Origin of the sequence: Streptomyces sp. CB02959 (assembly GCF_002803155.1) — a bacterium.
Taxonomy (GTDB): Bacteria; Actinomycetota; Actinomycetes; order Streptomycetales; family Streptomycetaceae; genus Streptomyces.
Genome location: NZ_NNBP01000005.1, coordinates 51,010 through 65,142, shown reverse-complemented (window position 1 = coordinate 65,142; position 14,133 = coordinate 51,010). Strand labels below are relative to the sequence as shown.

Genomic DNA, 14,133 nt, shown 5'->3' with positions numbered 1-14,133 from the left:
CACCGCGCACCTGCCCGCCGCGTCCCGGCCGGCTTTCACGGCAACTGGCTCGATCGTTAGGGGCCGTCCGGTCGGTTATGCGCGAAGCCAAATCGCGAGGGCAGCTACCGTGACGGTGCCGAGGAAGGTGCAGCCGCGCTTGTCGTAGCGTGTGGTCCGGGGGCGTCCGCGTCACCGGCCGGGCCGGCTGTTCGCCGACCGTGGTTACGACTACGACAAGTACCGCCGCCTTCTCCGGGCCCGCGGCATCACACCGAAAATCGCCCGCAAAGGCACACCCCACGGCTCCGGTTTGGGCAAGACCCGCTGGGTCGTCGAGCGCACCTTCGCCTGGCTCCACCAATTCAAACGCCTGCGCATCCGCTGCGAGATACGCGCCGACATCCACCAGGCACTGCTCGAACCCGCCTGCTCCATCATCTGCTTGAGGAGACTCCGGACCTCATTTTGAAATGATCAGTAAGCGAGCGCCTCCGCGGGCCTGTCCCGGCCGGCTGGATCGAGGCATGAACCAATGCGGGCACCTTCTTGGCGGTGGCCACGGGTATCTCGAACGAGCTGTCGGTGACATCCGGCGTCTTCACCTTCGCTGCGGCCGCTTCCGGCTCGCCTTCGGCGACGGCTGCTGCACCAGCCATGCACCCGAACCGACCTCCGCGTCAGCAGGTTGCAGCTGCGGATGAAGCGACCGTCCAGCGAGAAGTTCAGGACGGCCAGGTCATAGCTGAGCCCCCTCACCGCTCGGGCGGAAGGGGGCTCAGGCCGTGCTCGGTCAGCGGGACGCGGGTGGGATGCTCTGGTCGTACTGGAAGACGTTGCGGGGGTCGTAGCCCGCCTTGATCCGGCGCAGCCGGCTGAAGTTGGACCCCCAGTAGGCGGTCTCCCAGTCCTGCATTCCGATGTTCGGCACGTTGACGTAGGCACCGTCCACGTAAGAGCGCAGTGCCTGGCTGAACTCGGCGATCCAGGCCTGGGCCTGCGGGGTGAGCGGGTCGCACACGCCCGGCCGGTCACTGCGCTTGCCCCAGCCGACGCCGGGCTCGGAGTAGAAGAGTGCGTCGCGGTGCGGGAACGCCGTACCGCCGCGGGGACTCCTCCTGACCACCCCGCCGAATGCCTGAGCAAAGAAGTTGCTTTCGTCGGTGGGGGCGTCCGCCATGAACGAGGAGATCACGTCGATCGCCTTGGTCGGGAACGGCTTCTTGGTGAACTACGAAGAGAACTTCCAGTTCGCGGGTTCTTCCCCGATCGGGGTCTGGAATCCCGCATACACGTCGCCCCAGTTGCCCAACTGCGTCGAAACCTTGGGGCTGCCGATCGACAGGATCGGGGCCAGCAGCTTCTGCGCCTCTGCCGGCGTTCCTTCCGCCAGGACCGCGAACAGCAGGGTCCGGTTCCGGTGAACTTCGAGCTGGGTTCCCAGTCGGTCGTCGATGTACGGCGCAGTGCGCTGGTAAGCGTCGAAGATCCTACGCAGGTCGGCGATTCCGTCCCACATGGCCTGCACATACGTGACGCTCTTCAGCGGTGTCACCTTGTAGGTGAGTGAGGTGACGATCCCGAAATTGCCGTTACCCGCGCCGCGCAGCGCCCACAGCAGGTCCGAGTGGTTCCTCAGATCCACCTCGATCACCTTGGCGCACTCGTCGCCATCCGCCACCACGACCTCGGCGCCGATCAGGCTGTCGCAAGCCATACCGAGCCAGCGGGTGAGGAATCCGAAGCCGCCCCCCAGCGTCGCACCGGAAAGGCCCACACTTCCCTCGGTTCCCGTCGTCACCGCGAGGTTCTGCTTCGCGAGCGTGGTCACCGCTTCCAGCTGGTTGAGCCCGGCTCCGACCTTCGCGATGCGAGAGCGGGTGTCGATGTGGACCGACTTCAGCGCGCTGATATCGATCACGAGGCCGCTGTCGACGTTCGACCAGCCCTCAAGGCTGTGGCGACCACTCCGGATCCGCAGCGCGACGTCGTTCTGCCGCGCCCACGTCAGGGCGTTCACCACGTCCTGGGTGTTCTGGGCGAAGACGATGACCAGCGGATAGTGGGAGAAGAGCCGGTCCCAGCCGAGGCGCGCGTCCGTGTACCCAGGGTCGTTGGGGCGGACGATGCGGCCGGTCAGCTGCGCCGGCGGGCACTTCGCCCCGTGCTCACCGCTCACGGAAGTCTCAGTCACGGCGCTTGCGCCTGGGGCTTCGACGGCCGCGTCGCCCGACACGACGACCGCACCGGCACCGGCGACCGCACCAGCACCGGCGACCGCCGTCGCCTTCAGCAATCCGCGACGGGAAAAGTCATTCATGGTCCGTGTCCTCCTCACCGCCAACGGGCACAAATCGGTTTCTTGCTACGCGATTTATGCGAAGTGGAAGGTAGCAAGGGCGATCACGCTAAACGGTTGGACACGCTCACAACCGCAGCCGAGGACCTGACGCCGCAGCTCCGCACCTCGCGCGTCGACCTCCTGGAGGGGGACGCGAGGCCACCCAGCGTCCCGCCCAGCCTGACCCAACAACACGACGACCGCCACCCGCAGCAGCCATACGGGTATGACACACCAGAGCCTTGTCTCGGCAACCCAGTCGAGCGATGCCCTTCCCGTCCCAGGGAAAGAGTGCACCCTGCCCCCGGGTACCGTCCGGGATGGCGGGGCTACACCAGCGTGCTGCCCGAGATGATGCGAGCCGAGGCCGAGTCGGTCATGGCCGTCGTCCCCCGCGACGTGCCCTTCGAGTTGCGCACACCACTAGCGATACCGGAGAGGGCCTGGCAGAACGACATCGCCGTCTTCTTCGCCCACGGCGCGAGGCAGTCAAGGGGCACCTGGGTCATTGGAGCCCAGACGCAACCGGACGCCGATCTCCTCGGCGTGATCACCCTCACCGACCGGGGCCAGGACGACGCCGCCAACGCGGCCGTGAAGTGGGTCAGGGACCACGGCACCGCCAACGACCTGGAGCTGGTTCGAGTCGAAAACTTCAACGACCGGTACCCGGAGGAGCAGAGATCGGACTTCTCGCTCACGCGGTTCACGGTTGCCCGATCCGAGACTCCGAGCGTCGATGGTTGGGCCCTGCCGACGGGCCTGCCGCCCGCCGCGACCCGCGCCTCTCGCCGAGCCTCGAAGGAGCGCCGGAAGGCGGCGTGAGGGGTGCTCTGTCCCCTGTGAAGGGTCGCCGGTCCGCTGAAGCGGTCCCGTGTCCCCTGGATGTCCCCTGGATCTTGGTCCGAAGGAATGAACGAGGGCCGCCACGTTGCCGTGGCGGCCCTCGATGCCGTGTCTTAGCTGGTCAGATCGTTCTTGCACTGACCTGCCGGTGTGGGGCGGGTGGGACTCGAACCCACGGCCGACGGATTATGAGTCCGCTGCTCTAACCGGCTGAGCTACCGCCCCTCACGGCGCGTCGCGCACATTTGTGCGCGCCGTCTGCCGCAGCATAGCCGCTCATACGATCTGCTGCCCGTGCGGGCTGCCGCCGGGCGACCTTGCATGCCCAAGAGGACTTCGATCACCGGGGATTCGGTTCCCGGGCACAAGAAAAAGGACCCCTTCCGGGGTCCTCGTTCCTCTGCTCCCCCGACTGGACTCGAACCAGTAACCCTCCGGTTAACAGCCGAATGCTCTGCCAATTGAGCTACAGGGGATTGAGCTCCCCCGACTGGACTCGAACCAGTAACCTGCCGGTTAACAGCCGGCTGCTCTGCCAATTGAGCTACAGGGGATTGCTCTGCTTGCCTCGAATGCATCGCTGTCCGGGGCTCCGGACGGCGTGCGCTCGCTGCGACACATACATTAGCGCAAGCAGGGGGGTGCTCCGCCAATCGGTATGGCCGGAGGTCGCCGCGGGCGGCCCGGGTGCCGGTGGGCAGGTGCCCCGCCCGGCGTCCGGTGCCGGCCGGCACCGGACGGGATCGAGCGGCAAGGGAAAGGTGGAGCGATGCGCTACCGGCTCACGTTCATCGCGGGACTGGCGGTGGGATACGTGCTCGGCACCCGGGCCGGGCGGGAACGGTACGAGCAGCTCCGCAAGAGCGCCCGGCGGATCGCGCAGAACCCCGCGGTCCGCAATACCGCCGAGTCGGCGGCGCTGAGCGGGCGGCAGGCCGCGTCGAAGGCGTTCGTGACGGTGTCGACGAAGGTCGAGGGGCGGCTGCCCGCGACGGTCGCGGAGCGGGTGCGGTCGTTGCGGGAGCAGCGGGCGGCCGATGAGGACGAGTGGGGCACCAGCAATACGTGAGTCCGGGCCCCGGCGGGCAAACCCTGACTCTTTCCCCATGGGGTTCATGGGGCATCATCTGGGGCCATGGGGATAGTCGCCGGGTTGGACAGTTCGTCCGAGAGCACACGGATCGTGGTCTGCGACGCGGACACGGGTGCCGTCATCAGGCAGGGGTACGCGCCGCACCCCGTCGAGAAGGGGTCCGAGGTCGATCCGCAGGCGTGGCTGATGTCACTCGGCGAGGCCGCGGGGAACGGGCTGCTGGAGGGCGTGCAGGCCATCGGGGTCGCGGCGCAGCAGCACGGGCTGGTGCCGTTGGACGCCGACGGGAATCCGGTGCGGCCGGCGCTGGTCGGCAACGACAAGCGGGCGCAGAGCGCTGCCGCGGACCTGGTGGATGCGCTGGGCGGGCGGGCGGCCTGGGCGCATGCGGTCGGGGCGGTGCCGCAGGCGCAGCATCCGGTGACGAAGTTGCGGTGGCTGGCGCGGTCCGAGGCGGCGCATGCGGCTCGGATCGCGGAGGTCATGACGCCGCACGACTGGCTGGCCTGGCAGCTGCTGGGGCGGCCGGCGCGGCGGACCACGGATCGGGGCGGGGCGTCCGCGACCGGTTACTGGTCGGCGGCCACGGGTGCGTACCGGCCGGATCTGGTGGAGCTGGCGCTGGGGCACCAGGTGCGGCTGCCGGAGGTGCTGGGGCCGTCGGGGACGGCGGGTTTCACGCCGGAGGGGCTGCTGATCTCGGCCGGGACCGGCGAGACCATGGCCGCCGCCTTCGGGCTGGGGGTCGGGGTGGGTGACGCGGTGGTGTCGCTGGGTGCCTCGGGGTCGGTGTTCGCCATCCACGAGGAGGCGCTGGCGGATCCGACCGGGACGATCACGTCGTTCGCGGACGCGACCGGGCGGCATCTGCCGGTGGTGCACACCACCAACGCGGTGCGGGTGCTGCGCGGTACCGCGGAGATGCTGGGGACGGATCTGGCGGGGCTGTCCGAGCTGGCGCTGGCGTCGTCGCCCGGTGCGTACGGGATGGTGATGCTGCCGTACCTGGAGGGTGAGCGGACGCCTCATCTGCCGCACACCGCGGGGTCGTTGCACGGGATGCGGCGGGAGAGCATGAGGCCGGAGCATCTGGCGCGGGCGGCCGTGGAGGGCATGCTGTGCGGGCTCGCGGACGCGCTGGACGTGCTGCGGGGCCGGGGGGTGGCGGTGCGCCGGGTGTTCCTGCTGGGTGCGGCGGCGGAGCTGGGTGCGGTGCAGGCGGCCGCGCCGGGGCTGTTCGGGGCGCAGGTCGTGGTGCCGCAGCCGGCGGAGTACGCGGCGCTGGGCGCGGCCCGGCAGGCGGCGTGGGCGTGGCAGGTGGCGCACGGCACGGCCGCCGGTGGGGACGACGGTGCGGGGTACCCGGAGCCGCCGCGGTGGCCGGCGGCGGCGAGCCAGGTCTTCGAGCCGGGTGAGGAGCTGCCGGTGTGGCAGGCGGTGCGGCAGCAGTACGCGGCGGTGCGGGACGAGGCCCATCCGGGGGCGTTCCAACGGGAGGGCTGAGCGGTGGGCCGGCGGTTTCAGTCGAGGTAGCCGCGGAGCTGGTCGGCGAAGGCGTGGTCGCGGAGTTTGCCGAGGGTCTTGGACTCGATCTGCCGGATGCGTTCGCGGGTGACGCCGAAGATCCGGCCGATCTCCTCCAGGGTGCGGGGGCGGCCGTCGGCGAGGCCGTAGCGGAGCTGGACGACCTTGCGTTCGCGTTCGGCGAGGGTGGAGAGGACCGCGTCGAGGTGTTCGCGGAGCAGGAGGAACGCGGCGGATTCCACGGGTGAGGCGGCGTCGCCGTCCTCGATGAGGTCGCCGAGGGCGACGTCGTCCTCCTCGCCTACGGGGGCGTGCAGGGAGACCGGTTCCTGGGCGAGTCGCAGGACGTCGGTGACGCGTTCGGGGGTGAGGCCGAGGTGGGCGGCGACCTCCTCGGGGGTGGGTTCGCAGCCGCGTTCCTGGAGCATGCGGCGTTGGACGCGGACGACGCGGTTGATCAGTTCGACGACGTGGACGGGCACGCGGATGGTGCGGGCCTGGTCGGCGAGGGCGCGGGACATGGCCTGGCGGATCCACCAGGTCGCGTAGGTGGAGAACTTGTAGCCGCGGGCGTAGTCGAACTTCTCGACGGCGCGGATCAGGCCGAGGTTGCCCTCCTGGACGAGGTCGAGCATGGTCAGGCCGCGGCCTACGTAGCGTTTGGCGACGGAGACCACCAGGCGCAGGTTGGACTCGATGAGGCGGCGTTTGGCGATCCGGCCGCGGACCACCAACGTGTCGAGTTCGTGGGCGAGTTGGGAGTCGAGGTCGGGGGTGCGGGTGAGTTTCTCCTCGGCGAAGAGGCCGGCTTCGACGCGGCGGGCCAGGTCGACCTCCTCGGCCGCGGTGAGCAGGGGGATCCGGCCGATCTCGCGGAGGTACTGGCGGAAGAGGTCGGAGGACGGGCCGCTGGTGTCGGCGCGGGGGGCGGGATCCGTGGTGTCGGGGGTGTCGGGGGCCTCTGTCGCGTCGGGGGTGTCCGGTGGGGTGAGGAGTTCGGCGGCGGGGGGTTCGGCTTGCTGCGGCACCGTGACCGGGGCGGTGCGGAGGCCGATATCGGGCGGGGCGGCCGGTGCGCCACCGGCAGGTGCGGCGGAGAGGGTCCGGGTCTGCACGGGGGCGACCTCCAGGGTGATCGCTGCTGGGCGGCACGAGGCCCGGGGCGGGGGCGGCCGAGCCTGCCGGGTCCGCCCCACGTCACGAGCGGCTGCGCGGGGGCTCACGGCCCGTACGGCGGCGCGTACGGCCGGATGTGCCGCGCTCCGGGGACTTGCGGCACCGCTCCTCAGTGTGGAGTACGACACATGTCCGCCACGAGGGGCGTGCGAGCACTTTTTGAGTCCGGTCCGTGACCGAATGGCTACCGGGAGGTGCCGGCGGAGGGCGGCGGGATTCCTGGGGCGGGTGGGGTCGGCCGGTGCGGGGCGTGGAGGCCCGGGGCCCGTCCGGTGGGTCCGGATCGGGGCGCCCTAGAGGGCGGTGGCGCCGCGTTCGCGGAGGGACTGGCCGTACTGCTGGAGGACCCAGAGTTCGTTCTGGACGGCGGTGAGTTGCTGGGGGTCGGCGCGTGGGCCCAGGCGCTGGAGGGTGCCGCGGATCTCCATGACGCGCTGGTTGACGGCGGCGAGGCGGACGGCGACCAACTGGACGCCCGCGTACGCCTCGTCGGGGTCGCGGCGGGTGTGCAGCGGCTCGACGGCGAGTTCGGTGACCATGGCGCGGACGGTGTCGTCGGGGGCGGCTTCGCGCACCCGGGCCAGGTAGTCGCCGTCGGTGGATCCGGCGGTGGCGCCGCCGGCCTCCTCGATGCACTGGCGGACGACGGCGTACGGGGGTGCGGTGAACTCGTCGGCACCGTAGGCGTCGAAGGTCGGGGAGACGAGGTCGGGGCGCTGCAGGGCGAGTTTGAGGAGTTCCCGCTCGACGCGGTGGGCGGGGCTGCGGAGGTTGAGGGCGGGGCCGCCGGGGGCGGGGCGCTGCGGCTCGGCGGCGGGGGATGCCGCGCGGCGCTGCGGGCGGTCCTGGCCGGGGCCGCCGTCGCGGCCGCGCTCGCGGGCCCAGCGGGCGAGCTGGGAGACCCGGCGGACGACGAACTGGGTGTCCAGGATGCCGAGGATGCCGGCCAGCTGGACGGCGGATTCGTGCTGGATGGCGCTGTTCTTGATGCGGGCGACGATGGGGGCGGCCTCGTCGAGGGCGGCGGCGCGGCCGACCGGGGTGTCGAGGTTGTGCCGGGAGACGACGTGGCGGAGGGCGAACTCGAAGAGCGGGGTGCGGGACTCGACGAGGTCGGCGACGGCCTGGTCGCCCTTGGCGAGCCGCAGGTCGCAGGGGTCCATGCCGCCGGGGGTGATGGCGATGGAGGTTTCGGCGGCGAACTTCTGGTCGTCCTCGAAGGCGCGCAGGGCGGCCTTCTGGCCGGCGGCGTCGCCGTCGAAGGTGAAGACCACCTCGGAGCCGGAGTTGTCCATCAGCAGCCGGCGGAGGATCTTGATGTGGCCCTCGCCGAAGGAGGTGCCGCAGGTGGCGATGGCGGTGGTGATGCCGGCGAGGTGGCAGGCCATGACGTCGGTGTAGCCCTCGACGACCACCGCGCGGTTGGTGCGGGCGATCTCCTTCTTGGCGAGGTCGATGCCGTAGAGGACCTGGGACTTGCGGTAGAGGGGGGTCTCGGGGGTGTTGAGGTACTTGGGGCCGTTGTCGTCGTCGCGGAGCTTGCGGGCGCCGAAGCCGACGACCTCGCCGGCGATGTCGCGGATGGGCCACATCAGGCGGCCGCGGAAGCGGTCGATGGGGCCGCGGCGGCCTTCCTGGGAGAGGCCGGAGAGGATCAGTTCCTTGTCGGTGAAGCCGCGGCCGCGCAGGAAGCGGGTGAGGTGGTCCCAGCCGGCGGGGCTGTAGCCGACGCTGAAGTGCCGGGCGGCGTCCTGGTCGAAGCCGCGGTCGGCGAGGAACCGGCGGCCGATCTCCGCCTCGGGGCTGTCGAGCTGGTCGGTGTAGTACTGGGCGGCGGCCTTGTGGGCCTCGACGAGGCGGGTGCGTTCGCCCTGCTGGCGGCCGGGGGTGTAGCCGCCCTCCTCGTAGCGGAGGGTGATGCCGGCCTGGGCGGCGAGGCGTTCGATGGTCTCGGCGAAGGAGAGGTGGTCGATCTTCATGACGAAGTCGACGGTGTCGCCGCCCTCCTGGCAGCCGAAGCAGTGGTAGAGCCCCTTGGCGGGGCTCACGTGGAACGACGGGGACTTCTCGTCGTGGAAGGGGCACAGGCCCTTGAGGTTGCCGCCGCCGGCGTTGCGGAGCTGGAGGTACTCGGACACGACGGCGTCGATCGGGACCGCGTCCCGTACCGCCTTCACATCGTCATCGTTGATCCTGCCTGCCACGGGTGAATTCTACGGTGGGGGTCCGACAGTTCCCGTCGGGTGCGGGTCGGCCGGGGTGCGGGGCGGGTCAGCCGAGGAGTTCCCGGAAGCGGTCCGGGCCGATGTTGCCGCCGGAGATGATCACGCCGGTGCGGGCCGGGGGGTGGTCGAGGTGCCCGGCGAGCAGGGCGGCTAGGGCGCTGGCGCCGCTGGGTTCGACGACGATCTTGAGTCGTTCGAAGGCGAAGGCCATGGCGGCGCGGATCTCGTCGTCGGTGACGAGGACCACGGAGTCGACCAGCCGCCGGTTGATCGCGAAGGTCAGCTCGCCGGGGGTCTCGACGGCCTGGCCGTCGGCGATGGTGCGGGGTACGGGGACGGTGACGCGGTGGCCGGCGGCCAGGGAGCGGCGGGTGTCGTCGCCGGCGGCGGGTTCGACGCCGATCATGCGGATGCCGGGGGTCAGCGCGGTGGCGGCGGTGGCGGCGCCGGCCATCAGCCCGCCGCCGCCGACGGGCACCAGGAGGGCGTCGAGCGGGCCGGTCTCCTCCAGGAGCTCCAGGGCGGTGGTGCCCTGGCCGGCGATGACGTGCGGGTGGTCGTACGGGGGGATCAGGGTCAGGCCCCGTTCCCGGGCGATCCGGCCGCTGATGGCCGCGCGGTCCTCGGTGTAGCGGTCGTAGGTGACGATCTCGGCGCCGTAGCCGGCGGTGGCGTCCCTTTTGGAGCGCGGGGTGTCCGCGGGCATGACGATGACGGCGCGGGTGCCGAGTTCCCGGGCGGCGAGGGCGACGGCCTGGGCGTGGTTGCCGGAGGAGTAGGCGACGACGCCGTGGGCGAGTTCTTCGGGGGTGAGGTGGGAGAGGGCGTGGTAGGCGCCGCGGAATTTGAAGGCGCCGGCCCGCTGGAAGTTCTCGCACTTGAGGAATGTCTGCGTGCCGGTGCGCGCGTCGAGGGTGCGGGAGCGCAGTACCGGGGTGCGGTGGGCCGCGCCGGACAGCCGGCGGGCGGCGTCCCGGACGTCGTCGAGGGTGACGGCCGGGGCGCCGGTTCCGCCGGGGGCGGCGCTGCCGGTGGGGCTTGTGGGGCCAGGGCTCATACGGGCACGTTACGTGTGCAGGGAGGCCAGTGGAATGGTGGGATCGGCCAGTTCCTCGGGGTTCAACGGGGCACCGGAGCGGATCAGTTGCTGGATGTGTTCGGCGACGTCCCAGACGTTGACGTTCATGCCGGCCAGGACCCGTCCCTCGCTGAGCCAGAAGGCGATGAACTCCCGTTTGCCGACGTCGCCGCGGCAGACGACCTGGTCGTAGGAGCCGGGCGGGGCGTAGCCGGAGTACTCCATGCCGAGGTCGTACTGGTCGGAGAAGAAGTACGGGACGCGGTCGTAGCTGATGTCCTGCCCGAGCATGGCGCGGGCGGCGGCCGGGCCGCCGTTGAGTGCGTTGGCCCAGTGCTCGACGCGCAGCCGGGTGTCCAGGAGGGGGTGGTCGGCGGCGGCGACGTCGCCGGCGGCGTGGATGTACGGGTCGGAGGTGCGCAGTGCGGCGTCGACGGCGATGCCGCCGCCGTCGGCGCGGTCGACGACGTCGAGGCCGGCCTGTTCGGCGAGGGCGGTGCGGGGGGCGGCGCCGATGGCGGCGAGCACGTCGTGGGCGGGGTGTTCCTCGCCGTCGTCGGTGCGGACCGAGACCACCATGCCGTCGTGGCCGACGATCTCGGTGAGGCGGGCGCCGAAGTGGAAGCGGACGCCGTGTTCGCTGTGCAGGTCGGTGAAGAGGGCGCCGAGTTCGGGTCCGAGGATGCCGTGCAGGGGGGTCGGTTCGGGCTCGATGATGGTGACCTCGGCGCCGTAGGAGCGGGCCGCGGCGGCGACTTCGAGGCCGATCCAGCCGGCGCCGGCGATGACCAGGTGGCCGTTCTCGCGCCCTAGGGAGGCGAGGACGCCGCGGAGCCGTTCGGCGTGCGCGAGGCGGCGGAGGTGGTGCACGCCGGCCAGGCCGGTGCCGGGGATGTCCAGGCGGCGGGGTTCGGCGCCGGTGGCCAGCAGGAGCTTGTCGTAGGCGATGAGGGTGCCGTCGCCCAGGCGGACGGTGCGGCCCGCGGGGTCCAGGTGGACGGCGGGCTGGCCGAGGTGGAGTTCGATCCGGGCCTGGGCGTAGAAGGCGGGTTCGTGGACGAAGACGCTGTCCCGTTCCTCCTTGCCGAGCAGGTACCCCTTGGAGAGCGGGGGGCGCTCGTAGGGGTGGTCGCGTTCGTCGCAGATGAGGATCACCCGGCCGGTGAACCCTTCCGCGCGGAGTGTCTCCGCGGCCTTCGCCCCGGCCAGGCCACCCCCGACGATGACGAACGTCTGGTGCGTGTCGACCACTTGCTTCCTCCTCGTTGCGGTGCCGTACGTCCGCGTCCGCGTCCGTGAACGCCCCCGTTGGTCCCCCCGTTGCTGCCCCGTTTCCGGTGCCCCCCGTTTCCTCCTCGTTCCGTTGATGCGTTCGACGGTTTTCGGGTTCCCGTACGTCCGTGCGGGGACGAGCGTCCCGCACGGAGCGTGAGGGGGGAAGAGGGGCCGCCCCCCAAGGGTCACCCAGGGTTGCCCTAACGGTTACCAGGGGGACGTGTGAGGCGGGCGTGAAGAGTACGCGCCGAGGCGTCGGTGAGCGCGGCGATCTGGTCGATGACGGCCCGCATACGGGCGGTGTCGTCGGGGGCCGTGTCGAACAGCGAACGGAACTGCGGGTCAAGGCCGTCGGGGGCGCGGGAGAGCAGTGCCTCGGCGAGTTCGGCGATGACCACGCGCTGGTCGGCGCGGAGCGCTTCCTGGTCGCGGCGCTGCATGACGTAGCGGTCGGCGACCGCCTTGAGAACGGCGCATTCCAGCCGGGTTTCGGCCGGAACCACCAACTCCGCCGCGTAGCGGGTGAGCCGCCCGGTGCCGTGCCCGGCCCGGGTGGCGGCCTCCGCGGCCAGGCAGAACCGGCCGATGAGCTGGCTGGTGGCGTCCTTGAGGCGGGCCTGGGCGAGCGCCGAGCCGTCGTAGCCGTGCGGCCACCACTCCTGCTCCAGGAGGCGGTCCAGGGCGGCCGCCAGCTCCGCCTCGGCGGCGCCGGGGGCGTAGCGTTCCGCGGCGACCGCGAAGATCTCGGCGCGCTCGGGGTCGGCGAGCAGGACGTTGGGGTCCAGGTGGCCGGCGTGCAGCCCGTCCTCGACGTCGTGGACCGAGTAGGCGACGTCGTCGGACCAGTCCATGACCTGCGCCTCGAAGCTGCGCCGGGCGGGCGGGGCGCCCTGCCGGAACCACGCGAAGACCGGCTGGTCGTCGGCGTAGACGCCGAATTTCGGGGCGGTGGGGCCGTCGGGGTGGGCGCCGCGCGGCCAGGGGTACTTGGTGGCGGCGTCCAGGGCGGCGCGGGTGAGGTTGAGGCCGACGCTGACCGGGGTGCCGTCCGGGGACGGCACGAACCGCTTGGGTTCCAGGCGGGCCAGTAGGCGCAGCGACTGGGCGTTGCCCTCGAAGCCGCCGCAGGGGGCGGCGACCTCGTTGAGGGCCTGTTCGCCGTTGTGCCCGAAGGGCGGGTGGCCGAGGTCGTGCGCGAGGCAGGCGACCTCGACCAGGTCCGGGTCGCAGCCGAGGGCGGCGCCCAGTTCGCGGCCCACCTGGGCGCACTCCAGGGAGTGCGTGAGCCGGGTGCGGGGGCTGGCGTCCCATGCCTGGGTGGCGCTGCCCGGGGTGACGACCTGGGTCTTGCCGGCGAGCCGGCGCAGTGCGGCGGAGTGCAGGACCCGGGCGCGGTCGCGCTGGAAGGCGGTGCGCCCGGGACGCTTGTCCGGTTCGGGGACCCAGCGCTCGGCGTCCGCCGCGGTGTAGCCGGGGAGCGCCGCGTGCGGGTCCTGGCCCGGACTGGGAGGGGTTGCCCGTGTTGTGCCCGTCATACCGCGACGGTAGCCGCCCTGATGCCCTCGGCGCCGGATCCGGTACGTGCGGAGATCGCCTGGTCGTAGCGGTGCAGTACGAGGCGGGCCAGTGCGGGGTGGTCGCCCAGGGGTGCGGCGGCGGGCCCGGGGGCGAGGGCCGCGCACCGGTCGGCGAAGTGGCCGGGGGCGGCGAAGCAGCCGGCGACGGCGATGTCGCGGGGGTGGTGGCCGCGGTCGACCAGGGTGCGGACGGCTTCGGGGACGGTCGGGGACGCGGCAGTCGGGGAGGGGCGACGCGACGCGTCTCCGCTCGGGGCGGTGGCGGGCGACGGGTGGGCGTAGGCGGGCAGGACGGGGACGCCGCCGAGGCGGGTGGAGAGCAGGCGGGCGGTGCGGGCGGTGTCCCGGGCGGAGCGGGCGGCGCGGGAGCCGGCGGCGGCCAGGACGACGGCGGGGCGGCCGCCGCGGTGGGGGCCGGTGCGGAGGCCGGCTTCCAGGAGCCGGGCGTGCAGCGCCTCCACCAGGAGCGGGTGCGGGCCCAGGGGGGCGGCTGTCCGTCCGTTGAGGTGCGGGGCGGCGGCGAGCGCGGCGGGCAGGTCCCGGGTGACGTGGTGGCCGTGGCCGAACAACAGCGGTACGAGGACGACCTCGCCGACCTCCCCGGCCGGGCCGGTCGCGTCGGCTGGGGCGCGCAGTCCGGCGAGGGTGTCGGTGAGCAGCGGCCGGTCGAGTTCGAGGTGGCCGAGGTGGACGGGGAGGCCCGGGCGGAGTGCGCGGATCCGGGCGAGGAGGGCCCGCACGGCGGGCGCGGCCCCGGGGTGGCGGCTGCCGTGGGCGACGGCCACCAGGGCGGGGGGCGGTGCCGCGGGGTGGCGGAAGCCGTGCAGGCGGACCGTGCGGAGCCGGCTGCCGAGTTCGGCGCTGATCTCGGAGGCGAGGCCGGCGGCGCCCAGGGAGGCGAGGGGCGGGGTGTACGGGTCGGGGGCCGGCGGGGCGGCGGAGGGGCTCGGTTCCGGGGCGGGGTGGTTCGCTGTCGGCGCCGTCATGGGCCGAGCCTGGCAGCCGGTCGTTGCGGTGCT

The 14,133-nt window shown here is 72.2% G+C and carries 11 protein-coding genes, 3 tRNA genes and 1 pseudogene; 4 read left to right on the top strand and 11 right to left on the bottom strand.

The genetic code is table 11. The features are described from left to right. Positions 1–148: 148 nt before the first annotated feature. Positions 149–451: pseudogene (locus tag CG747_RS10060) on the top strand (transposase); the annotation flags it as partial. 321 nt (positions 452–772) lie between these two features. Here the strand turns inward: CG747_RS10060 and CG747_RS49215 are convergent. Further along, positions 773–1,174, bottom strand: coding sequence for a BBE domain-containing protein (locus CG747_RS49215; RefSeq protein ID WP_257980315.1), 402 nt, complete (start codon positions 1,172–1,174; stop codon positions 773–775). 36 nt (positions 1,175–1,210) lie between these two features. Next, entirely contained in the window at positions 1,211–2,299 is a 1,089-nt protein-coding gene (locus CG747_RS10055; protein WP_257980314.1) for an FAD-binding oxidoreductase, read from the bottom strand. Between the two features lie 360 nt (positions 2,300–2,659). Here CG747_RS10055 and CG747_RS10050 point away from each other — a divergent pair, with 360 nt between their 5' ends. After that, complete coding sequence (locus CG747_RS10050) at positions 2,660–3,145, top strand: hypothetical protein (RefSeq protein WP_100601328.1); 486 nt, start codon at positions 2,660–2,662, stop codon at positions 3,143–3,145. A 172-nt stretch (positions 3,146–3,317) separates the two neighbouring features. On the opposite strand, the gene CG747_RS10045 is transcribed toward CG747_RS10050, so the two are convergent. The 3 genes from CG747_RS10045 to CG747_RS10035 all read right to left on the bottom strand — a co-directional run bounded on the left by CG747_RS10045 (position 3,318) and on the right by CG747_RS10035 (position 3,720). Continuing rightward, positions 3,318–3,391, bottom strand: a tRNA-Ile gene (locus CG747_RS10045). 178 nt (positions 3,392–3,569) lie between these two features. Beyond that, a tRNA-Asn gene (locus CG747_RS10040) sits at positions 3,570–3,642 on the bottom strand. Between the two features lie 5 nt (positions 3,643–3,647). After that, positions 3,648–3,720 (bottom strand) — tRNA-Asn (locus CG747_RS10035). Between the two features lie 215 nt (positions 3,721–3,935). On the opposite strand from CG747_RS10035, the gene CG747_RS10030 reads away from it, so the two are divergent. Then, positions 3,936–4,235: a hypothetical protein gene (locus CG747_RS10030; protein WP_100601327.1), complete on the top strand. Its 300-nt coding sequence runs from the start codon at positions 3,936–3,938 to the stop codon at positions 4,233–4,235. Positions 4,236–4,301: 66 nt separating this feature from the next. Continuing rightward, positions 4,302–5,762, top strand: a complete 1,461-nt coding sequence (locus CG747_RS10025; RefSeq protein ID WP_100601326.1) for an FGGY family carbohydrate kinase — start codon at positions 4,302–4,304, stop codon at positions 5,760–5,762. A 17-nt stretch (positions 5,763–5,779) separates the two neighbouring features. Here the strand turns inward: CG747_RS10025 and CG747_RS10020 are convergent, their stop codons facing one another. The 6 genes from CG747_RS10020 to CG747_RS09995 all read right to left on the bottom strand — a co-directional run bounded on the left by CG747_RS10020 (position 5,780) and on the right by CG747_RS09995 (position 14,100). Next, positions 5,780–6,898 (bottom strand): RNA polymerase sigma factor, encoded by a 1,119-nt coding sequence (locus CG747_RS10020; protein WP_374701756.1) that lies wholly within the window; start codon positions 6,896–6,898, stop codon positions 5,780–5,782. A gap of 354 nt (positions 6,899–7,252) precedes the next feature. Beyond that, the gene (gene dnaG, locus CG747_RS10015; RefSeq protein WP_100601324.1) at positions 7,253–9,163 is read right to left on the bottom strand and encodes a DNA primase; all 1,911 of its coding nucleotides are present in this window, start codon (positions 9,161–9,163) and stop codon (positions 7,253–7,255) included. A gap of 67 nt (positions 9,164–9,230) precedes the next feature. Then, entirely contained in the window at positions 9,231–10,241 is a 1,011-nt protein-coding gene (locus CG747_RS10010) for a pyridoxal-phosphate dependent enzyme (protein WP_100601323.1), read from the bottom strand. A 9-nt stretch (positions 10,242–10,250) separates the two neighbouring features. Further along, positions 10,251–11,513, bottom strand: coding sequence for an NAD(P)/FAD-dependent oxidoreductase (locus CG747_RS10005; protein WP_100601322.1), 1,263 nt, complete (start codon positions 11,511–11,513; stop codon positions 10,251–10,253). 224 nt (positions 11,514–11,737) lie between these two features. Then, the gene (locus CG747_RS10000; protein ID WP_100601321.1) at positions 11,738–13,072 is read right to left on the bottom strand and encodes a deoxyguanosinetriphosphate triphosphohydrolase; all 1,335 of its coding nucleotides are present in this window, start codon (positions 13,070–13,072) and stop codon (positions 11,738–11,740) included. Next, complete coding sequence (locus CG747_RS09995) at positions 13,069–14,100, bottom strand: sirohydrochlorin chelatase (RefSeq protein WP_100601320.1); 1,032 nt, start codon at positions 14,098–14,100, stop codon at positions 13,069–13,071. The genes CG747_RS10000 and CG747_RS09995 overlap by 4 nt, the downstream gene beginning before the upstream one ends. Between the last annotated feature and the right edge of the window lie 33 nt (positions 14,101–14,133).

Excerpts from the sequence above, each read along its gene's own strand:
- CG747_RS10010 (WP_100601323.1), bottom strand. The coding sequence starts at position 10,241 with ATGAGCCCTGGCCCCACAAGCCCCACCGGCAGCGCCGCCCCCGGCGGA.
- CG747_RS10030 (WP_100601327.1), top strand. The coding sequence starts at position 3,936 with ATGCGCTACCGGCTCACGTTCATCGCGGGACTGGCGGTGGGATACGTG.
- CG747_RS09995 (WP_100601320.1), bottom strand. The coding sequence starts at position 14,100 with ATGACGGCGCCGACAGCGAACCACCCCGCCCCGGAACCGAGCCCCTCC.
- CG747_RS10055 (WP_257980314.1), bottom strand. The coding sequence starts at position 2,299 with ATGAATGACTTTTCCCGTCGCGGATTGCTGAAGGCGACGGCGGTCGCC.
- CG747_RS10000 (WP_100601321.1), bottom strand. The coding sequence starts at position 13,072 with ATGACGGGCACAACACGGGCAACCCCTCCCAGTCCGGGCCAGGACCCG.
- CG747_RS10025 (WP_100601326.1), top strand. The coding sequence starts at position 4,302 with ATGGGGATAGTCGCCGGGTTGGACAGTTCGTCCGAGAGCACACGGATC.